The organism is Ancylomarina sp. (genome assembly GCF_041555295.1).
In the GTDB taxonomy this organism is placed as follows: Bacteria; Bacteroidota; Bacteroidia; order Bacteroidales; family Marinifilaceae; genus Ancylomarina.
On sequence record NZ_JBFFKR010000009.1, the window covers coordinates 17339 to 38706 of the forward strand.

The 21368-nt window shown below is 35.9% G+C and carries 18 protein-coding genes and 2 riboswitches; of the genes, 2 read left to right on the forward strand and 16 right to left on the reverse strand.

Going from position 1 to position 21368, the window contains the following annotated elements; all coding sequences use genetic code 11:
• Positions 1-66: 66 nt before the first annotated feature.
• The 8 genes from ABY905_RS01725 to ABY905_RS01760 all read right to left on the reverse strand — a co-directional run bounded on the left by ABY905_RS01725 (position 67) and on the right by ABY905_RS01760 (position 11409).
• Entirely contained in the window at positions 67-519 is a 453-nt protein-coding gene (locus tag ABY905_RS01725) for a DsrE family protein (RefSeq protein WP_372639792.1), read from the reverse strand.
• A 38-nt stretch (positions 520-557) separates the two neighbouring features.
• On the reverse strand, positions 558-2000 hold the full coding sequence (locus tag ABY905_RS01730; RefSeq protein WP_372639794.1) for an NAD(P)(+) transhydrogenase (Re/Si-specific) subunit beta: 1443 nt from the start codon (positions 1998-2000) through the stop codon (positions 558-560).
• A 6-nt stretch (positions 2001-2006) separates the two neighbouring features.
• The gene (locus ABY905_RS01735) at positions 2007-2321 is read right to left on the reverse strand and encodes an NAD(P) transhydrogenase subunit alpha (protein WP_154199923.1); all 315 of its coding nucleotides are present in this window, start codon (positions 2319-2321) and stop codon (positions 2007-2009) included.
• 11 nt (positions 2322-2332) lie between these two features.
• Positions 2333-3460: a Re/Si-specific NAD(P)(+) transhydrogenase subunit alpha gene (locus ABY905_RS01740; protein ID WP_372639796.1), complete on the reverse strand. Its 1128-nt coding sequence runs from the start codon at positions 3458-3460 to the stop codon at positions 2333-2335.
• Positions 3461-3907: 447 nt separating this feature from the next.
• Entirely contained in the window at positions 3908-5545 is a 1638-nt protein-coding gene (locus ABY905_RS01745; RefSeq protein ID WP_372639798.1) for a dipeptidase, read from the reverse strand.
• A gap of 253 nt (positions 5546-5798) precedes the next feature.
• The gene (locus ABY905_RS01750) at positions 5799-6884 is read right to left on the reverse strand and encodes a DUF5074 domain-containing protein (protein ID WP_372639800.1); all 1086 of its coding nucleotides are present in this window, start codon (positions 6882-6884) and stop codon (positions 5799-5801) included.
• Positions 6885-6894: 10 nt separating this feature from the next.
• A complete protein-coding gene (locus tag ABY905_RS01755; RefSeq protein WP_372639802.1) occupies positions 6895-8805 on the reverse strand; it encodes a TonB-dependent receptor plug domain-containing protein in 1911 nt (636 codons plus the stop codon).
• A gap of 87 nt (positions 8806-8892) precedes the next feature.
• Positions 8893-9100: riboswitch (cobalamin riboswitch) on the reverse strand.
• A gap of 146 nt (positions 9101-9246) precedes the next feature.
• Positions 9247-11409 (reverse strand): TonB-dependent receptor plug domain-containing protein, encoded by a 2163-nt coding sequence (locus ABY905_RS01760; protein WP_372639804.1) that lies wholly within the window; start codon positions 11407-11409, stop codon positions 9247-9249.
• A gap of 163 nt (positions 11410-11572) precedes the next feature.
• Positions 11573-11779: riboswitch (cobalamin riboswitch) on the reverse strand.
• A gap of 789 nt (positions 11780-12568) precedes the next feature.
• Between ABY905_RS01760 and ABY905_RS01765 the strand changes: the two genes are divergently transcribed.
• Both ABY905_RS01765 and ABY905_RS01770 read left to right on the forward strand, forming a co-directional pair.
• A complete protein-coding gene (locus ABY905_RS01765; RefSeq protein WP_372639807.1) occupies positions 12569-13957 on the forward strand; it encodes a metallophosphoesterase in 1389 nt (462 codons plus the stop codon).
• A 180-nt stretch (positions 13958-14137) separates the two neighbouring features.
• Positions 14138-14743: a DNA-3-methyladenine glycosylase gene (locus tag ABY905_RS01770; RefSeq protein WP_372639809.1), complete on the forward strand. Its 606-nt coding sequence runs from the start codon at positions 14138-14140 to the stop codon at positions 14741-14743.
• Between the two features lie 51 nt (positions 14744-14794).
• Here ABY905_RS01770 and ABY905_RS01775 read toward each other — a convergent pair whose 3' ends face one another.
• From ABY905_RS01775 to ABY905_RS01810, 8 genes are all read right to left on the reverse strand, one after another.
• The gene (locus tag ABY905_RS01775; protein ID WP_372639811.1) at positions 14795-15583 is read right to left on the reverse strand and encodes a PhzF family phenazine biosynthesis protein; all 789 of its coding nucleotides are present in this window, start codon (positions 15581-15583) and stop codon (positions 14795-14797) included.
• A complete protein-coding gene (locus ABY905_RS01780) occupies positions 15580-15924 on the reverse strand; it encodes a 4a-hydroxytetrahydrobiopterin dehydratase (protein WP_372639813.1) in 345 nt (114 codons plus the stop codon). The genes ABY905_RS01775 and ABY905_RS01780 overlap by 4 nt, the downstream gene beginning before the upstream one ends.
• Complete coding sequence (locus tag ABY905_RS01785; protein ID WP_372639815.1) at positions 15924-16460, reverse strand: NADPH-dependent FMN reductase; 537 nt, start codon at positions 16458-16460, stop codon at positions 15924-15926. The genes ABY905_RS01780 and ABY905_RS01785 overlap by 1 nt, the downstream gene beginning before the upstream one ends.
• A 132-nt stretch (positions 16461-16592) precedes the next feature.
• On the reverse strand, positions 16593-17384 hold the full coding sequence (locus ABY905_RS01790; RefSeq protein WP_372639818.1) for a hypothetical protein: 792 nt from the start codon (positions 17382-17384) through the stop codon (positions 16593-16595).
• A gap of 233 nt (positions 17385-17617) precedes the next feature.
• Positions 17618-18244, reverse strand: coding sequence for a hypothetical protein (locus ABY905_RS01795; RefSeq protein ID WP_372639820.1), 627 nt, complete (start codon positions 18242-18244; stop codon positions 17618-17620).
• Positions 18245-18270: 26 nt separating this feature from the next.
• The gene (locus ABY905_RS01800; RefSeq protein ID WP_372639822.1) at positions 18271-18516 is read right to left on the reverse strand and encodes a hypothetical protein; all 246 of its coding nucleotides are present in this window, start codon (positions 18514-18516) and stop codon (positions 18271-18273) included.
• A gap of 92 nt (positions 18517-18608) precedes the next feature.
• Positions 18609-19634 (reverse strand): UDP-glucose 4-epimerase GalE, encoded by a 1026-nt coding sequence (gene galE, locus ABY905_RS01805; RefSeq protein ID WP_372639824.1) that lies wholly within the window; start codon positions 19632-19634, stop codon positions 18609-18611.
• 446 nt (positions 19635-20080) lie between these two features.
• Positions 20081-21232, reverse strand: coding sequence for an ATP-binding protein (locus tag ABY905_RS01810; RefSeq protein WP_372639826.1), 1152 nt, complete (start codon positions 21230-21232; stop codon positions 20081-20083).
• Positions 21233-21368 lie beyond the last annotated feature (136 nt).

Below are 21368 nucleotides of genomic sequence, written 5' to 3' on the forward strand. Positions count from 1 at the left end.
ATGAATTAATGAAATGCAAAAAGCTCCTAAAACAAAGAATTTCAGGAGCTTTTTATGTTTTTACTTCTAAAAAGTAACAACCTTTCGTTCCTTAATAAACTTTGTCAAATCTTCACCTGCATATTTGACAGTGATACCATGTTCTTTCAATTGATCAGCAACACCATACTGATCGGCACAAGCTTTACATGCCATGACATGCACACCTGATTCCATCATTTTCTTCACATAGTCTTGCAAATCTTTATCCTGAGAAAGAAGTTTTGATGAAGGGCCCCAAACCAATAATGTCACATCATCCCACCAGCCTTGCTTTTTCGCATTATATGTATACATGAATACCATTTTCATGGCCACTTCCTTATCTCCGCTTGTCCAAACGACAACTAACTTATCTGCTTCGCTCATTTCGGTTTTGTTTTTTACTTCATCATTTTTAAAATTCACTTCCGAAGCTTTTAGCATGGGAATTGAAAAGAATAAACTCATCAACACCGTCATTAAAAATTTATGTTTCATCTTTTGATATTTTAATTCAAATGTGATTTATTCAGTTATTACAAACTCTTTATTTCGTTGACCAGATTCTGTAAACTGTCTTTTGCATTTCCAAAGAGCAAGCGAGTCTTCTCTCCAAAGAATAATTCATTCTCAATTCCGGCATAACCTTTTCCTCGTCCACGTTTCATGACGATGATATTTTTAGCAAGATGCGCATTGATAATTGGCATACCCGCAATCGGACTTCCCGGATCGTTAAGTGCTGCAGGATTAACGACATCGTTAGCTCCAATGACCATCACGACATCCGTATTAGGCATGTCTGGATTGATATTTTCCATTTCAATCAACTGATTGTATGGCACATCAGCTTCTGCTAATAACACATTCATATGTCCTGGCATACGACCAGCTACAGGGTGAATGGCAAAACGAACATTAACGCCCTTTCCACTCAATATCTCTTCTAACTCATGACAAACATGCTGTGCCTGGGCTACAGCTAAACCATAACCAGGAACTATCACGACTGACTTTGAATAAGACAACAAGATGGATGCATCGCTCAAACTGATTTCCTTCATATCGCCACCTTCCTGATTAGAAGCTGAAGCGCCACCGCCTCCAAAGGAACCAATAATCACATTCAATAAAGAGCGGTTCATAGCCTTACACATCAGTAAGGTTAGAATTGTGCCCGCTGCTCCAACAAGAATACCTCCCAAAATCATTGCCTGATTGTTGTAGATAAAACCTGCCATAGCAGCTGCAATTCCGGTAAAACTATTCAGTAAGGAAATAACCACTGGCATATCGGCCCCACCAATTGGCATCACGAACATGATACCATATAAAAGAGAAACACCCAGTAATAAATAGATTGCCCAATTTAGTTGCACAGGTGTTTGACCTGAAATCATGATAAATACCGAAATAACCACGACTGCTACTAATAGAAGTAAATTCACATATGTCATGATACCTGAAAAAATATCTTTCACCTTACCATCCAGTTTACCATAGGCGACCACAGAGCCAGAAAAGGCAACTGAGCCGATAATTAAACCCAGAATGGTAACCAGGACTGAACCCAGATTATTCATATCTGCATTGGGAAATTCGAGCAAAGCAACCAAGGCAGAAGCCGCACCTCCAGATGCATTAAATAAAGAGACCAATTGTGGCATAGCTGTCATTTTCACACGACGCGCAACAATCCAACCAATAACTGACCCAACGGTTATGGCTGATAAAATTATCCAAACATTAGTCAATGAAATACCGTTTCCTCCAGTATCTTTATGCAAAAGCAAGGTTGTTATCATGGCTAAAACCATACCTCCTCCAGCGTAAAAATTACCCCGTCGAGCCGTTTCAGGATGACTTAACAATTTCAATCCAACAACAAAAAGAAGAGCTGAAATTAAATAACTTAGTTCGAGTATCGATTCTCCCAAAGTAAAATCAATCCCATTTATAGTTCCTATTATTTGTTCCATATCTTCTTATTTTTTCTTCTTTTTAAACATTTCCAACATGCGATCTGTCACCACAAAACCACCCACTACATTGAGTGTTCCGAATATGACAGCAAAAAAACCAAGTATGAGTTCCAAAGAAAGTGTTGTGGTATCGGCATGACCTACTAAAATGATTCCACCGATAATAATAACACCACTAATAGCATTGGCTCCCGACATGAGAGGTGTGTGAAGAACTGAGGGAACATTGGATATGACTTCAATTCCCAAGAATATGGATAGGGCAATCACAAAAATTGCCTCCTTATATGTAAAAAAATAGACGAGTATTTGTTCCATTTGTATTTGATTTAGGATTCAACAACTGATTTGACACGTTCATTATAAATTTCCCCTGAATGAGTGATACATGTACCTTTTACAATATCATCTTCAAAATTCAGATTTAATGAACCATCTTCGGCTATCAGCAACTGTAAGAAGTTGAAGACATTTTTACCAAACATTTTACTGGCATCAATAGGCATTAGAGATGGATAGTCTGACTGACCAATAATCTTAACCTCATCATAAATTACAGTTTCACTATTTTTTGTCAATTCGCAATTTCCACCACTCGATGCTGCCAAATCAATAATAACAGAACCGGGTCTCATACGCTCAACAGCCTCAGTTGGAATTAAGAGAGGAGCTTTTCTACCAGGAATTTGAGCCGTACAAATAATCACATCCGCTTTAGCTGCATGATCATTAATCGCTTCTTGCTGTTTCTTCTTGAATTCCTCTGTTTGCTCTACAGCATAACCTCCAGCTGCAGAATCATCAATAGCACCTTCAACCTCTACGAATTTAGCTCCAAGGCTATTCACCTCTTCCTTAACTGCCGATCGCACATCAAAAGCTTCAACTTGTGCACCTAACTTACGAGCTATAGCAATAGACTGTAAACCAGCAACACCAGCACCTAAAATTAAAACGGTAGCGGGACGAATGGTACCTGCTGCTGTCATAAACATAGGAAAAAAGTTAGGGAGTTCATTGGCAGCCTGAAGTACGGCTTTATAACCTGCAACAGTTGCCATAGATGATAAGACATCCATTGCTTGTGCTCGAGTTGTTCTTGGAATAGAATCCATACTAAAGCTGGTTATACCATTCGTTAAAAATGACTTTACCAAATCCGTATTCCAAAGTGGATTAAATTGACTCAACCAAACTTGTTTCTCACTAAGGCTTTGAATTAATTCTATACTTGGCTCACTAATTTGAACAAAAAGATCGGCCTTCTTTAACAGTTCATCTCTTTCAGCGATTGTTGCTCCAGCGTTACGATATGCTTCGTCTTTTTGGAAGGCTTTAGTTCCTGCACCCGTCTCTATACATACTTCCACTTTTGCTTGAACCAGCTTAGAGACAATTTCTGGTAAAAGAGCCACACGCTGCTCAGCGCCTTGCTCCTTCAATAATCCTAAAATCATAGGCTTTGTTTATAGTTAATTTCGATTGATATTTTTACAGTAGAATAGCTTCATTTATAAAGCATTGTCCAATAAATATAGCTTTTAATAGGCACATTTGAAATTGCTATTATGAACTTTTCGCAAACAAATTCAAATAAGAGGCTTTATCCTCTCTTAATTGTGCCTGAATAAGCGAATCGTTGTTTAGACTGATTCTATATTAAATCTAGATATTTAAATTAGAATACTAGCATAAAATCATTCCCTTTCTCCTTCTGATATGAAAAATCACTACATCTAGGTATTTTACATCAATTCCTAAATTAGGCACAAAAAAAAAGAAGGAACTTTTACTAGAAAGGTCCTTCTTTAAATTGTAATCTGACTAGTCCTGATATAGCGTTACAAAAAAGTAATGTTATATCAGGACAAGACAATCTATAAATTGCTTCAGCAATTAATCTATTAATAATTACTGGGTTCCACAGCTTTTTCTTTTTCCCAGACAGGTAGCAAATGATCTGGTTTATCCTGAATCACTTTTTTAATCCACTCTTGCGAATAGCCTACTGTTTTAGCTCTTCCTTTTTCATCTTTGATATAACCATCATTATATTTCGTAATCAAGTGTTCTGCTAGTTCAAGCCATCTTTCTGCAACTAAATCGAGTTGATCATTAGAGAAATCTGAAAGAAAATCTGCGGCTAATTTTGGATCTGTTTTATACAATTCACCTGCAGCCTTATCGATAGCAGGAATATAAGTGAAGAATTTATCTTCCAATTCTCTTTGTACTTTTTGGATATCCTGAATCATATCCGAATACCTTAAATCGGAGTAATTAGATACGAAATTAAATCTCCACCAAGCAGAATCCCAAGAGAATTTCTGAAGAGATCCCTGTCCCCAAATCTCAGGTATTTTTTTCGTACAAGAATAAACAGGTGTATAACATGTGTAATAGGTATCATCATAACCATACCATAACACACCTCCAATTTCGTTTGGCAACCACGATCGTGATTGAGCAATAAAAGAAAAGGCTGTGTTTCTTGTGGAAATAGATCTCTCCCAAACAGCTGTTTTTCCTTCTACTTCAAGAACTAGAGGACGACAACGGTTTGGGCTTCCGAATGGGCCAGCTTCTATCCCTTTGGTCATATCAAATGCAGTTCCTTCGTAATGATCTCTTATCAAATATGAAACCGCTTTAACATCCAATTTAGTATCTGGTTTTATCCATAAAGGGTATCGCTCAGCGCCTACAACGCCACGATGATAATCTGTTGACAATTCCAGTGATGGTGCGCATCGGTTAAACATACTCCATACACGTGATTCACAATACCTTAAATTGGAAGGATTGGATGGATCATAAGCTTCATTAAATCGGAATGGCTCTCCGGATTCAGGATTGTAATAGCCTTTCTCAATGGCTAAGTCTATCACATTCTTGGAATAAAGACAATTCTCAGGATCATCTAAAGGAAATTCTCCGATTCTGGATTTGTTGGCATGGGCTGAAATGTAGCCGTTGGGTATTTTTCTGGCTACCCAAACAGCACCTTTTCCACCTTCGCCAGTTCCTGCCATTTCAAGAATCCAGGCTTCATTGGCATCGGCGATAGAAAAGGATTCTCCTTCGCAGTTAAAGCCATATTCTTCGGCTAAAGTTGTCATTACTTTTACAGCTTCCAGTGCCGTCTTCGATCGTTTAAGAGCGAGTTGCATCAGAGTCCAATAATGAAGTAGATTTGAAGAATTAACCAATTCGGCTCTTCCTCCAAAAGTTGTTTCTCCTATGGATACCTGATGCTCATTCATATGTGGTCCAACAATAGCATAGGTGTGTAATACTTGTTTAATCTCACCTAAAACATTGCCACTCCAATCTTTTATTTCAAGCATTTCTCCTGGCTTATAATCTACTGCGTCCACCACTCTTAAGCGAGGATGGAATTCGCCATCGCAGGTATAAACAACCATAACGGAACCATCCTTTGAAGCGCCTTTGGTAACAATAAAATTCGTACAAGCAGAAACATCAAAGATGGTATTGGCTTGAATAAATACGATTAACAAAAATAGAAATGTTTTGTGCATAGGTTAATGATTGAGGTTAAGTTTTTCGGGGATTACGGTCAGTTCTATTGGTATTCAAGATCTAAACCTTCCGAAATTATTAAAAGGTCTCAAATAAACAAAGTACTACTAGAGATAAAAACAGAGAACATGTGTAAAATAGAAGCTTTCTTATTTATCTCAAACAAAATAAAGCAATAAGCCATTAAGAGACATAAAAAAAGGAACTCCCAGCGGAAGTTCCCTTATATCTTGAAAAGATTTTCTTAGCGAATTAGTTGCTAAATGTTGTTGAATTAGGCATTGTTCCAACTGTAAATTCTTTCACTTTTTCAGCATCCTGATTATACACATGTACTTTACCAGCAGTTGTTGCATCTACCGCTTCACACATCCAAAGATTACCATTCGTAGGATTTATATCCATTCCGTAGAATGTTGCATCGATAAATTTTGTTGTTGGTAAGGCAGTAGCTGTAATATCCATAGCATAAACAGCATCAGACATATAATAAATTGTCTTTTTATCCTTGCTGATTGCAATGTTCTTGATTCCAGTTGTACTTAAAGTAGTAAGTGCAAATGAAGTTACTTCATGTGTATTCCCATCAATTTTAGAAATACCAGATCCAGCATAAACAACATTTGGCCAGTTTGAATAATCAGCTACACCTGAACAATAAACCCAAACATCACCATTGGCATCTTTAACCATATCCTTAGGACAAGACTTAACCGTAATGGTTTTAATCACTTTATCAGTATCAAGATCAATCACAGAAACTGTATTATCATCATTCGACCATCCGCCGCTATTTGCAACATATAATTCATCTCCTGAGATAATTAATTTTTCCGGACCTGCTCCAACAGTAATTTCGGAAGTAATGGCCATTGTGTTTAAATCAATAACATGAATCTCATTATTTTGCTTAACGTAGTTTGGATAAGAACCAGTCGCACCTGTACCATTCGATAAATATGCTTTATTACCATCAATAGCAATTTCTCTTGGATAAGAAAGTCCTCCAATGGTAGCATGGTGTTTAAAATCTGAGGCTGTTACAACTTCAACATAACCAGCACCCGAAGTTGTAGTTACAACAATAAATACATATTTATCGTTCATAGCTATCGACTGAGGGAATTTTCCCAATGGAATACCATTAACAGCCTCAAAGTAGTTAAGTGTCACCTTATCTTCGGTATCAATTAAACTAATTGATCCATTCGTATTCCCTTCATTCAATACAAAATTTCCTTTTAATCTAGGGATTTCATTATTATCATCATCAGAACATGATACAAATGAAAAACCTGCAATCAATAATCCCAATGCAAGACTTAATACCTTTTTCATAGCTAATTAATTAAAAAATTACATTTACCCCAAAGTGAAAAGCTCTGCCAGGCATGGGGTAAAACCTAACAAGTTCATATGATTTATCAAACAGGTTTTCTACTCTTCCTGTCAACTTAATTTTTGCAAATTTGGTATTGAAACGATAGCCAGCATTTATGTCTACAAGCACATCTCCATCAACCTTTTGCCCTTCCCAAGTGTTGGTCTTTGAGCGAAAAGTAGATAGGATTCCAACATCCCAGTTGTCTCGGAAATAATCTGAAGAAAACTTGATTAAATGATGTGGTCGATATGCTAGAGTCTCTTTATATTTTTCACTTTCCTTATCGTCATTATATGAATCGTTATAGGCATATTTTAAAGATGTTCGAATACTATAATTCATATCATCCAATAAATGTGTTGCCTCAATATCCACTCCCTGAATAACAGATTCCCCTATATTCTCTGGACTCCAAAATGTTCCAGAACTCGGTTTCCACACAATTAAATTATCATTTTGAGCCCTATACAAATTTAGGTCTACAGTAAGACTTCCATACAAAGCTTTTTGAGCAAGCATGACCATACCAAGTTCGTAATTCCATCCCTTTTCAGATTTCAAATCAAGGTTTCCTGAATCAATCCAGTAACGTTCATTAAATGTTGGTCTTCGGTAATGCGTAGATGCCTTACCTCGAAAATCTATTATATAAGGGATTAGATGAACTAAAGAACTAAAAGAGTACATTTCAGGGGGATTAACCTCTGAATTCCATTCTTTACCATAGGTGAAAATAAAAATTCCTATTTGAGGGGTATACTTAGCAGCCAGAGTTACTCGCGATTCATTTTCATGAATATTGCTTTTATAATTATTCGTAATCCCCTTCAACCAATTGTATCTCCCATTAACATCAACACTCCATTGATCGGACAAATACCATCTAAGGTTCATATCATTTAGCCAACGTTTTGATTCAATTTCTGAATATATTTTATACCCTATATTATTTGCACTTCCTCTATCTGTGTACTTCAAATAGTCTGACAAGTATGCCGATTTGGCCTCCAATCTAAATTTACCGATTAACCTCTTCCAACCCACAAAAGCCTTAAAGGAAGAATCGCGTTGTTTCTGAAAACTAACTGGTTTACCTATCCCCATCAAACCACCGATATTCTTTTCTTTCACCTGATACCAAACACCCAAATCGATGTAGTTTTCTTTAATATTTAAATGCAAGTCTTGAATTGTCCCAACAGCTCTGTTCTGGTTATGATTTAATCGTTCAGTAGGTGAGCCAAAATCATATTTGTCTGTATATGAAAAGTTATTTTTTCCATACTGAAAAAACGCTTGACCTGAATAAGAAAACCATTTATTAGAATATTTCCCGTGAAGCTTGGTTTTGTAGTTTGAGAAGCTGCCTATTTCAGACATTAATCCTACAGAAGATTTGTTCTTCCAATCTGGCGTATTTGATAATTCAATGGCCCCACCTAAAGTTCCTGATCCGTATAATGTACCAGTAGCACCATACACCACTTGAACATTATCAAAAGAACCAGCATTTATTAAAGATAGGTCAGCAGAACCTGTTGTAAGAGAATTAACAGGGATTCCGTTCCAATTCACCGATGTGTGTGTCGCAGATGCCCCTCTCAATCCTACAGTTGAAAGAGCTCCCAATGAACCATTTGATGATACATTGACCAAGGCAGTCTTCTGAAGCATATTTGACAAATCACTTCCTCCATATCGCTGAATAAGAATAGAATCAATTTTCACTGTCTTTTCAGTAGTAGAAAAGTGCTGAAGTCTTGGTGCCAAAATATCAACCGAACTAATCTGAATCGTATCAATGCCAACACTTTGACCCCAACTAACAGAGCTAATCACACAGACCAACAGCACAAATAAAAATTTCAACTTCATCTTATAATTGATAAAGAAGAAAACACTAGGATAGAACAACAGAAATAACAATTCGATCGTCTTCCAAACATTTTCTCCGAATGTTTTGAAAAATAAGTTTGCATTGGCAGGTCTTCTGACTTACTCAACTTTTTCGGCCTTCCCATCTTCATGAAGCGGACAGTGGCATTGTGGTGAAAAAGCTTTTTTCTGAGCTTACAGCTACGGGAACAGCTCCGGACTTACACCGGATTCCCTTTTTAATCTCTATCCAACAAAAGTCAGATTCACGAGAACCAATTACGCTGCAAATGTATAAAAAAAAACAAAATAAGACCACCAAATCTCTTATTTGTAATCCACATCTAAAAATACTGTAAATCAATACATAAGAAACTCTTCATCATAAAAAAAGGGATATTCCGCAATTGGAACATCCCTTTTAAAGTGAATTAATAGATTTTAGAATCGATAAGCCAATTTAGCTATTAACGATCTTCCCGGCATATTGTAACCATCTTTCTCAGTATAATTTTCGTCTAATAAATTCGAAATTGTTATTCCAACTGTATACTTCTCTTTAAAAGTATACGAAGCCGAATAATCAAAAACATAAGAAATCGGATGACGTAACAAAGCCTCATCAATCAGTTCAGGACGAACCTCTTTACCTTTGAATACGATAGGCGCCCTTGCATATGTTGGCGCAGGATAAGTCACCATATAATTGTCTTCATAACGATGTCCAATATAACGACCATTCAAACAAGTAGAGAATCCTTTTAGGTTATCAAACTCAATACCAAATGATGCAGTGTTGTCTCTCACATATCTCATACTCCCTTCAGCAGGCTTACCAGCTAATTCATAGGCAACTTTTGCATCAATCATATGCGTATAATTCAAATATAAACGAAGTGAATAATCATAATCACTTAGTGCTCCAAAATCATAAGAGGCAAGCATCTCAATACCATTCATTTCTGCTTTTTGAGCATTGATATAAGTATAAAACTCATCACCATTCTTAGCAATCCCATCAGGATTTTGATATTCTTTGATTATCTTATTCTTATGCTTTGTTTGAAAATAGGTTAAATCAAAATTGATTCCTTTTTTGAAGTTCTTAAAATTGAAACCAAAATCAATAGTCTTGCTTTTTTCTGCCTTCAAATCGGCATTACCTTTTGTTGTAGAACCGGATGCAACAGTATAAAATCCAGCAACCTGAAAGGCATCAGGAGCTAAGAAAGCATCTCCCCAAGTCGAATGAATCGATAAATGATTACAGATATGATATTTCAACCCCATATTTTTAGTGAAAATCTCATACTTTTCAGAACTTGATGCATTACCTAAAAATTTATCCGCTTCCAATCCAAACTTGATAAAATCTCCTCGACCTCCGACTGAAGCATCCAATTTACCATCAAAAAGTTTAAATTGAATTTGACCAAAAACACCTGTTTTGCGATTTTGATAATCAGGTTTATAAGGCGCCTCACCAACCCCCTCTTTTGTGTAATTCTTACTCAGATATTTATCTGTTTTATTATCGATACCAAAAGCAAAAGTATGCTCTCCTATCTGAAAAGCATCATTCAACTGAAAGCCATAGTTCTTATAAACATTTTCAAGATTTCCGTAGCCATCATTTCCAAGATCAATTATTTCAGTATTTTCATTTGAAAAGAAAGGTGATAAACGAATTGAATGTATGCCTATTTTCCCTAGGACATCAAGACCTCCGGTATATCGCTCTATGTCTTTAGAGTCCATACCATAAGTATGCCAAAAATTACCTGGTGTTTCAACATCAAAAGCTTTATAGAAACTACTATTGAGGTTAAGTTTCCAATCTTTTGCAAGCTTAATTCCCAAACGAGCGTTTACATTGTGCTTTTCAAATTGAGAATTTTCCATACTAGCCCCATAAGTCGAAGCATCCAAAATAGTTTTGGCATAGGATTTATTGTATAGATTATGCTCGCCTACCTTGTAATCTTCATTTTGCTTGTGAAAGGCATATGCTAAATCAAAATCAACCAATTCAGACAGAGAACCTCCAAAGTTTAAATTCACTTTTGAAGTTTGGAAACTTCCATAAGCAAAGGAAGCAGAACCTCCAAATTTGCCTGTCCTTGTTTGAGTTACAATATTCACAACGCCCCCCATGGCATCAGAACCATATTGTGCAGAAAAAGGTCCTTTTAAGATTTCAACACGCTCAACATTATTCAAATCGATACTGGCTAGATTTTCAGTCCCAGCTGGTTTTCCATCAATTAAAATCAAGGCATATTTACTTTTTGTATCAGCAGAGAAGCCACGCATCCCAATTCCAGCATCTACACCTGGATATTGCAAGATATCAATTGATGATGATCGTTTTAACAAACCCGCAACATCTGTTGCTGGTGAGGCTTTAATCATACGCTGAGTAATCACATCCACCTTTTGAGGCAAATCCTTAAGTTTTGCGTTAACACGTGAAGCATTAATTTGTACTTCGTTTAGATTCAAATGACGAACCGAAGTGGAATCTACCACAGGTTTATCATCAGCTTGAGATGCAAAATTCATAAATGAAAGCAATGCAAAAGCCGTTAAAAATGTTCTTTTCATGTTTGATTTTAATAAATGAAAAATATTTTAACTAATGCAATGCAAACAGGGAGCTAAAAGAAAATCGTACAACATGACACAAAGGACCAGTTATGGCAGATCAATCCTTCTTATCTGTATTGATATTATTTTCGTTCACTTGCTCTTTTTCCCGAAAGCAATGACTTGTATTGATTACAAAGGCAGGTCTTCTGACTTGTTCTACTTTTTGAGGCCTTCCCATCCGCTTGAGGCGAACAGTGGCATAGGTCGTTCAAAAAGCTTTTTTAGAACTTACAGCTACGGGTATAGTCTCGGATTCACACCGAATTCCCTTTTCATTTCAATCCTGTGTTATGAGGATAGAAATACCAAATGCGCTGCAAATATAGATAAAAAGGGGATTTCTGAGTATAAAGATTGAAGAATTAAATACAATCACATAACAAGCACATTATCGGCAAAATATACATCGAACAACAAATAATTAAGATCCTATTCCAAGAAAACATATGCTAGATCAACTCAATTTATATCATAAATAGTGCAACAAATAATTAAGATGAATAGTCCAAATGAAATAGATTTATTATCCTTGCATGACGCTTTTAGAAAATTGAATTAGAGATTTAATAGCAATAGCGCCCTAGATGTTTTTACTCATGTTATGTATTTGTTGCTAGCAATATATTTAAGCCTAATAACAGGATGAAGGTGAACTTATTTAGGCCATCAAAAAAATGGCCTCTTTTTTAAATGTCTTTCGTTTCACGAAAGCCTTAGAAAGACCGGGAAGTTGTCCCGAACGATCGGGATGTTCGAAAATCACCCGGCCGCACTTAAGTTTGAGGCACATTGGAGCGAAGCGGAAATCATGAATACCATGTAAAATAAACATTTATGAACTAATAAGAAAGATATTTAAAAAGCAGCCTTGATCTTTTTTATTCGTAAATATAATCTCGGGCTCTCATGATCTCACTCTGTTCGGTAGCTTCGTTTTTTGGATCAAGCCAACCATTGGAGCAAAGCGGAAATCATGAATACAACAAAATAGACTTTAATGAATAAATGAAGTCTGGTTTGGGCGAAGCACCAATTCACTAGGACAGAATTGATTAAACATCTTGATTTTCATACACTATAGCAACTCGATCATAAACGACTAAAAACACGACACATGCTTAAAACCTTTATTAAAGGATTCCTCTTTTCATGCCTATTGGCACTGATATCATGCACACCCAATAAGAACAGTATAGAACTTATTCAGGCAATAAATAAGCGACAAACAGCAACAGCACTTGACTTAATCGAAAAAGGAGTTGGTTTGGATGCTCAAGATACTTTAGGGCTCACTCCTATTCATTGGGCAGCAAAAAGAGCCTTACCTAAAGTTACAGATGCTCTTTTACAAAAGGAATGCGATATCAATGCTTTAAATGTCGAAGGTTATACGGCACTCAATTTTGCCATTAGATCCAATAATGCCGAAGCAATAGATTTGCTGCTTAAGGCTGGAGCAGTTACTTATAAAAATGGCTTATCAAATATGAGTGATGGTCCTTTTATTGATCGAACTGAAGATGGACTTTATGCCTACTATTTAAAGCACGATTCAATTGAAAGTAAAACTTATCTCACGGGTAAGTATTTAAATCAAGAAACAAACTCATTCAAAGGTTGGGCTGGCGATACCTGTTCATACTCCATAAGAGAGAGTCAAACACCAGATTGGCAAATCAAAACTCAGGAACCCATTTTCGTATTAGGTGATATCCATGGACAATTTGATAGAATGGTAAATAATCTGCAAAGCCATGGTGTTATAGATAAACAACTAAAATGGAATTGGGGAAAGGGTCATTTGGTATTTGTTGGCGATATTTTTGATAGAGGCAATAAGGTGACTGAAACCCTTTGGTTCATCTATCGTTTGGAGCAGGAAGCTGAAAATGCTGGCGGACAAGTTCACATTACTTTCGGGAATCATGAGTTGATGGTGCTTAATAAGGATAACAGATATATAGCTAGCGACTATAAAAACTTGTGTAATAATCTTGGTCTGGACTATGATGCGCTTTTCCATCCCAATTCGGTATTGGGAGAATGGTTACGTTCTAAGAATTCAATGACCAAAATAAATGATGTCCTTTTTGTACATGGTGGAATCTCTCAAAAGCAAGTTGATTCAGGAATTAGTCCTAAACAAGTCAACAACTTGATGAGACAATACTTCCTTGCAGGATCGAATGCAGAGAATGAAGAAGACTACACACAAATATTGAAATCATTCGGCCCCTTCTGGTACCGAGGTTACTTTATGGAGAGTTCAAGGTACAAGAAGATTACAGAAGCAGAGCTTGATGATGTTTTAGCTAAATTGAATGTATCAAGAATTGTAGTTGGACACACAGAGAATGAAGTATTAAGTGGTTCTTTTAATGGCAGAATCATAGATGTTAACATTCCACTGGCTGATGACTCTATCCCTAATCAAGCCTTACTGATTGAAAATGAGAAATTCTATCACTTAAGTGAAAATGGAGATAAGAAATTATTGAAATAAATTATTATAATCATTTATAAGAAGCCTCAAAGATTGTGAAGTGAACCCCAAAAGTTGGACACAACATTTGGGGTGCAGTTCATTGCATCTATGAGGCTTTTTAAGCTCTTAAAAGAAACGATTATCTTAGTCCTGAGCTGGAATAAGCATAAAAAAACAATTGACATCTAGGATATCATTATGGACTACTATAAATACGGAAAAGAAGAAATCAATTACCTTAAAAGTAAATGCGAAAAACTCGCTGCTGCCATTGATCGTATTGGTATGATTAATAGAGGTATAATACTTAATCCTTTTCAAGCCTTAATCTCAAGTATCATAAGTCAGCAAATATCAACGAAGGCTGCTGCTACCGTCAAAATAAGGCTAAATAATCTTATTGGTGAACTTACTGCAGAGAATATCCTTGGTGTGAGTCACGAAGAGATACAAGCTTGTGGAATGAGTAATAGAAAAGTCAACTATATCAGAAGTACAGCAGAAACTGCTCAATCGGGCGTTATAGACTTCGACAAGCTACATGAACTCAGCAATGAAGAAATTATCGTAAAACTAACTGCTCTAAATGGTATTGGCATTTGGACAGCTGAAATGCTGCTTATATTCTCTTTAACTCGACCAGATATTATAAGCTATGGGGACTTGGCCATTCGAAATGGAATTATGAATCTTTATAATCTTGATTCTTTATCTAAGAAAGATTTTGAAGTTTACAGACAACGTTTCTCACCCCACAACTCTGTCGCTTCTCTTTACTTTTGGGCACTAGCCAAAGAGGCCTAGCTTGTTTACATCAAGCTAAGCCTCATTAAATATCACTTTAACGTCTATTCTTTAGGAAGTCCAAAGGTTTCCTTTTGAGTAGAGTTTTGCTTTTCCACTAATCAAAACTCGATCTCCCTTATCTTCACATTTGAGTTTCCCTCCTCGTTCAGAGATTTGTCTTGCATTCATAGCTTTTATATTTAATTGCTCACTCCAGTATGGCGTTAATGAGCAATGAGCCGAACCTGTAACAGGATCTTCCAAAATGGAAGCTTGAGGTGTAAAGAATCGGGATACAAAATCGCAATCATCTCCCTTGGCAGTGACAATTACGCCACCAGGATCAAGATTAATTTGATCGAATATCTGTCTGTCTATCTTGATGTTTTTTACATCAGCCTCCATGTCATAAACCAAGACATAGTCCCTTGCTTTTAAAACTTGCTTAGGCTGAATATTCAAAGATTCTTTTATGATTTTAGGTAACTCACATTCAATTGGCATTCTGGAAGGAAAATTCAGCGTAAACAAACCATCTTCAGCGCTTACAATTAGATCACCACTTAAACTTGCGAAAACAATCTCATCCTTAGGGTAATTCAATATTTCTTTTAAAACATAGGCACTCGCAAGTGTCGCATGACCACACAAATCCATTTCCACATCAGGAGTAAACCAACGCAAATGTACCTTCTCTCCCTTTACAATGAAAAATGCAGTTTCCGGAACCGCATTCTCTTTGGCAATTTTGAATAATAAATCATCGTCTAACCATTCTGTTAATGGTACAACACAAGCTGGATTCCCACCAAACACCTGGTCGGTAAAAGCATCTATCTGATATAAGTCTAATTTCATTCTTGTGTGTTTTGATTTATGATTGTATCAATCTTAGAAGCCAGAATAAAGTCATTCTCATGCAGGCCATTAATTTTATGCGTCCAGATTGAGATCTCAACTTTCCCCCATGTGAAATTAATAATGGGATGATGATTCTCTTCTTCGGCGATTTCACCAATCTGATTAACAAATGCTAAAGCGGATTTAAAATCAGGGAATGAGAATATTTTCGACAAATGATGCAGTCCAACAACTTGCCAAGCATTAAGCTTAGAAAGATATTGATTAATTTCTTTTTCCTCCAGTGGCGGAACTCCCCCTTTACAAGGCGTGCACTTTTTTTTAGATAGATTACTCATCACAATGCTTCTTCAAATCGTTTCAGTTGTGTCTGAAATTCATTAAGTAATTCCGTATCTTTTATGCCCACCTCATTAGAGAAATTCTCATAAAAGGACGGTAGTGAGAAGCTTAAAATAGGCTTTCCACTGGCACGCTCGTATCTTGCAATAGCCATAGCTAAAACTGATTTTCCACCATAGCCTCCTGGTGATGTCGCCATTAAAAACATGGGTCTATTACCCCATACATCAGATTCTATTCTTGAAACCCAGTCGTAAATATTTTTAAAAGCTGCTGAATAAGCTCCATTGTGCTCTGCAAAAGAGATTAGGATACCATCAGAATTCTCAATAAGCGCTTTAAACTTATGCGCCAATTCGGGAATACCCGATTCATTTTCCCTATCTGCGCTATAAATTGGCATCTCAAAATCATTTAAATCCAAAAGAGAAAACGCTACATTTTCCAATTTATCAGATGCATAATGCGCTAAAATTTTATTGATTGATTTCGTGCTATTGCTAGCTCCAAGGGATATTATTTTCTTTGTCATGAAGTGTGTTTTATAATTAGTCAACAGAATCAATATAATAACTCTTCTTTAAAGATAGACAAACACTTTTGAATCACTCAAGTCTTAAATCGAAAAACAATATCAGTTTAATTGATATTTAGATAGCGAATATCACTCCCACCACTTCTTTTCTTCTTCTTTGCTTGCTTGGTCGATCTCCTCAGACGTATATTCAATAAAATCGTCGGCTAATCTCAATTCATCTATTTCATAGTTTTTAGGGACTTTTATAAATGTATTCAAGTTTGAGAGGACATAAGTTTTCCATCCCTTGTCCAGATACTTGGAATTAAATAAATAGAATTCCTTGTCGTAGTGCTTAAATAAGTCTTCATTCTTTGACAGGGGAATTTGAAATCCCCAAGAACAATATTTAGGTTCTGATTTATCGTAATTAGCCCAATTTCCATAAAAGGAGTTGAATTCTTCTTGCCCAAACCAAGTATTATTTAAAGTAGGACCATAGGGCGACTTGTCAAACATGCATTTAAAATTACCCGTAAATCGCCCGACATGCTTTTGCTCTGGATTCTCATTCAGTTGATAACTACCATATATAATGCCTCCAGAAAGATCAGGTTCATGACAATCTCTTTTCGCTTCGTTGAGTATCATGATCTGTTTAACAATCATATAGCCATCGAAATCACAAACATTATTCAGAACTCTCGATTTTCCCTTCACGTGATACTTGAAATGAGATTCAGAATCTCTAGATATCTCTATAAAACGAATCTCAATTCTTTGATTGTCATCGCCAATAGTTCCCTGAAAAGTTCTCCCATGCCATAATTGACAATAATCCGACTTTATATTTTCCTGAGTGGCCTCAGTATAACAGTCTTGTGCCAAAAGTGACATACTCAAAAATAATAGGATCAAGGTTTGGACTAAAGCTTTCATAGTTTTGGTATCAACTGACTTGGATTAAAAATTAAACCAGTAGTTTATCAAATTTATGAAAATCAATAGTGTAAACAAAAAAAGATATAGCCGTACGACTACATCTTTATAATTTTTCTCCACAATCTTCGAGTCAACAATCAAGTTACTTATCTTTTTCTTTGACATAGGACTTAAAGTATTCATTCCCAAGAAAAGGCAAGTGAGATCACACTCTTTTTTTGGGGGGATTGCTAATGACTCATTTCTTGACCAATCTGAACCTTCATTTTCAATTTCCCTACCAAAGTGTACAACTTCCTAATTATAGCCTCGTCGAGTAACCACTGCTCAGTGATATAAATTCCGAGAGTAGACTTGTTTTTCAGTTCAGGAACAATGCCCACATCAATATGATTCACAGAAAATTTAAGTCTCGGATCTAACTTGAAAATTTCTAAAATTAAGGATTGAAGACCTTGACTATAAAATAATTTCCCTGATGACCTTTCATCATTTTCTTCGATAAAAACTTTAGAGTCAAATTTCTTCGACTGTGTTGTAAATTTGCTATTCTTAAAGAATGGATTCACTTTATCCAGAATATTCTTCTGACGCACTTTAACAAGTGTTGAAGCAGGAAAATCAACTGAAAAGAACAAACCGCTATACATCGCATTATCACCAAGAGCAGCCATATCACAATAATTCACGAAATAGGCCTCATCTTCTATTGAGTTAGAAATAATTGCATGCTGCTTAACCAAAGTGCGAGGGTTTATCCCACTGGCGACATAAGCTTCATCCTTATAATCAATTTCTCGATTGGTCTTCTTAGCAAACTCTTTTAGCTCATCAATAGCCGTTTTTCCCTCTTCCATTTTTCTCGTTATTTAAATATCAATTATTATGAAAATCGTCTTTTCCCCTGCATAAATGAATCTCTACGATTCAACCTATTCCCTCTTGGCTTGGTCATTAAATATATTATCGGACCAATCACAGGAGGTATAAATGCTAAAATAAGTCGAAAAGTACCCTGCCTTTTGTTCCTATTGCCAATAGCATCAATAATCACATAAACATGCAAGACAATTATAAGTATGTTCCAAAGTATATCCATCATATTAAATTTACATAAATCTAAAAACATTTTCTCATTATTAAGCATAACAATGCTGAATTGTTTATACAAAAAACGCCCTTCAAATAAATGAAGGGCGTTGAATAACTATTTTGAAGCAATTATGACTCTCCAATATGTTTTTGCCATTTCCAGGCCGAAAGCAATGTTTCGTCCAATGTACTTTGAGATTTCCAACCCAATTCTTCGTTAGCAAAAGTCGTATCAGCATAAATTTGCTCAATATCACCTGCACGGCGAGCGACTATTTTATGAGGCACTTTCTCTCCTGTTGCTCTTTCAAATGATTCAATGATTTCCAATACAGAAATGCCATTACCTGTTCCTACATTGAAATATTCACAATTCTCTTTGTTCTTATTATTCAATAAACGCTCAATGGCTACAACATGAGCCTTAGCCAAATCAACAACATGAATATAATCACGAATAGCCGATCCGTCAGGCGTATTATAATCATTTCCAAAAACGCTCAATTCAGGACGAATACCCGCCACCGTTTGTGTCAGAAAAGGAATCAAATTGTTGGGGACACCTAAAGGTAATTCACCAATCTTAGCTGTTATGTGAGCTCCAATAGGATTAAAATATCTTAAGGCAATTCCTTTCAAGTCCGGGTAAGCTTTTATTGTATCACGAATGATATCCTCACAAATACTCTTTGTATTACCATAAGGCGATTCTGCTTCTTTACGAGGTGTTTTCTCGGTTACAGGAAGTTTATCTGGCTGACCATAAACCGTACACGATGATGAGAACACAAGATTTGGCACCTTATACTCAATCATGCATGACATGATATTCATTAATGTATTCAAGTTATTATTATAATACATCAAAGGTTTTTCAACCGATTCACCAACCGCTTTCGAAGCAGCAAAGTGAATGATAGCCTCTAAATCTGTGTACTTCTGAAAAAAATCGTTAACCTTTTGTTTATCGGTCAAATCAAACTCTTCGAATTTGGGTTTCACACCCGTAATTTCTTCGATCTGCTCTAATACTTCAATCTTTGAGTTCGAAAGATTGTCCACAATCACCACATCGTAACCGTTGTTTTGTAATTCAACAACCGTATGCGATCCAATAAAACCCGTTCCTCCGGTAACAAGAATTTGCTTGCTCATGTCTAATGTTTTTTTTTGAGTTCTTTTCTAAAATAGTGTTTAATTCCAGCTCTATTTATTTTCACCACACAATAGACCTCTTAAAACAGTAGATCAAAGAAACAATATTTCTCTAAATCTTTCTCAATAAAAATAGATTCTTTCCAACATAAGTTTGATGAAATTGAGTTCCTATTAAGTGCAATCGTTTTAAAATTCTTAAGATCGTTTCGTCAAGCTTTTACATCAACATTTTATTCAAACCGATAATCTCTCTCAACTTTGGCAATTCTAGGATTAAAGCTTTTGTGATACTTCTTACATCCTTTTTCAAGCGCAATGGAATGATCCAAGTTATTTTTCCAAGATTTAATCGATTCCAAATAAATCCAATAAGAAACCATGATTCCAACATCCTTCCTGGCACTTTCTAATCCCAGAAAACCATCTGATCTATTTTCAATTATTTAAATCTTATAAATATTGAAGTGCTTCTGAATTAAAAATTCCAATTCATCATCTCTAATCGGTTTTGAAATGTAATCATTGCAGCCTGCTGTAATTGATTTTTCTCTGTCCCCAGTAAGAGCAATTCCTGTTTGAGCAATAATTATGACTTCTTTATTAAATTCCCTTATTTGTTTTGTGGCTTCATAACCATTCATCTTTGGCAATTGGATATCCATTAAAACCAAATCTATATCCGAATTATTTTTACAAGCATCAACAGCATCCAACCCATTTTTTACACTGATGATTTCTTCCCCAAAAACACTAAGCATAATTTTTAGTAGTTGATTAGAGACTTCATCATCTTCGACTATTAATATTTTAAGATTTTTAACCCGTTCTTGTTTGTCCTTAATGGAAACATAACTCACAATTTCTGAAATTTCATTATTATTGTATGGTAAAGTGAAATAGAAAGTTGAACCAACATTCACTTCGCTTTCTACCCATAATTCACCCTCAAGCATATCAATATAAGCTCTCGAAATGGCCAAGCCCAAACCAGCGCCCTGTTGAGCCATTTTGTCTTCAATATCCGCTTGAATAAAGCGTTCAAAGATTGCAACTTGCCTGTTCTTGGGAATACCAATGCCAGTGTCTTTCACATAAAATTCCAGCTCCGATTTGGACTCGTTTATGCCATACCCAAATTCAATTTTCCCACCTTTTGTATATTTTATAGCATTCTTAATAAGGTTGGTAAATATGCCATAAAATTTATCATTGTCTGTTTCTATAAGTGCTTCCTTATCCGGTAAGCCTTTTACAAAGCTTAATTCAATTCCTTTTTGTTTTGCTTCTGGTTCAAAAAAACTGAAACAGTTTCTCAATTGATTATTAATACTAACAGTCGAAAGAGAGATATTCATTTGACCAGATTCAATTTTTGAAATATCCACGATATTGTTGATAATATTAAGCATACGATAACCGCTTACTTCGATAATCTTAATGTACTCTTGCTGTTGGTCACTGTCCAAATCTAAATCTTTCAACAGGCTGGCAAATCCCAAAATACCATTCATGGGTGTGCGGATTTCGTGGCTCATATTTGCCAGAAATGCTGATTTTAAACAGTCGCTTTCTTCGGCTTTTTCTTTGGCTTCCAATAAATCCAGTTCGGCTTGTTTTCTTTCCGAAATATCGATTAATGTTAAAAGGTAAAAGTCGTTGACTTTGTCCGCAACGCCATCTATATTTACACATATTGGACGATTACCTTCTTTGTTTAATATGACTTCGCAG

Coding starts and splice junctions, on each gene's coding strand:
- ABY905_RS01780 (WP_372639813.1), bottom strand. CDS start 15,924: ATGAGTAATCTATCTAAAAAAAAGTGCACGCCTTGTAAAGGGGGAGTT.
- ABY905_RS01755 (WP_372639802.1), bottom strand. CDS start 8,805: ATGAAGTTGAAATTTTTATTTGTGCTGTTGGTCTGTGTGATTAGCTCT.
- ABY905_RS01795 (WP_372639820.1), bottom strand. CDS start 18,244: ATGGAAGAGGGAAAAACGGCTATTGATGAGCTAAAAGAGTTTGCTAAG.
- ABY905_RS01765 (WP_372639807.1), top strand. CDS start 12,569: ATGCTTAAAACCTTTATTAAAGGATTCCTCTTTTCATGCCTATTGGCA.
- ABY905_RS01735 (WP_154199923.1), bottom strand. CDS start 2,321: ATGGAACAAATACTCGTCTATTTTTTTACATATAAGGAGGCAATTTTT.
- galE (WP_372639824.1), bottom strand. CDS start 19,634: ATGAGCAAGCAAATTCTTGTTACCGGAGGAACGGGTTTTATTGGATCG.
- ABY905_RS01740 (WP_372639796.1), bottom strand. CDS start 3,460: ATGATTTTAGGATTATTGAAGGAGCAAGGCGCTGAGCAGCGTGTGGCT.
- ABY905_RS01775 (WP_372639811.1), bottom strand. CDS start 15,583: ATGAAATTAGACTTATATCAGATAGATGCTTTTACCGACCAGGTGTTT.
- ABY905_RS01790 (WP_372639818.1), bottom strand. CDS start 17,384: ATGAAAGCTTTAGTCCAAACCTTGATCCTATTATTTTTGAGTATGTCA.
- ABY905_RS01730 (WP_372639794.1), bottom strand. CDS start 2,000: ATGGAACAAATAATAGGAACTATAAATGGGATTGATTTTACTTTGGGA.
- ABY905_RS01770 (WP_372639809.1), top strand. CDS start 14,138: ATGGACTACTATAAATACGGAAAAGAAGAAATCAATTACCTTAAAAGT.
- ABY905_RS01800 (WP_372639822.1), bottom strand. CDS start 18,516: ATGTTTTTAGATTTATGTAAATTTAATATGATGGATATACTTTGGAAC.
- ABY905_RS01745 (WP_372639798.1), bottom strand. CDS start 5,545: ATGCACAAAACATTTCTATTTTTGTTAATCGTATTTATTCAAGCCAAT.
- ABY905_RS01725 (WP_372639792.1), bottom strand. CDS start 519: ATGAAACATAAATTTTTAATGACGGTGTTGATGAGTTTATTCTTTTCA.
- ABY905_RS01760 (WP_372639804.1), bottom strand. CDS start 11,409: ATGAAAAGAACATTTTTAACGGCTTTTGCATTGCTTTCATTTATGAAT.
- ABY905_RS01750 (WP_372639800.1), bottom strand. CDS start 6,884: ATGAAAAAGGTATTAAGTCTTGCATTGGGATTATTGATTGCAGGTTTT.
- ABY905_RS01785 (WP_372639815.1), bottom strand. CDS start 16,460: ATGACAAAGAAAATAATATCCCTTGGAGCTAGCAATAGCACGAAATCA.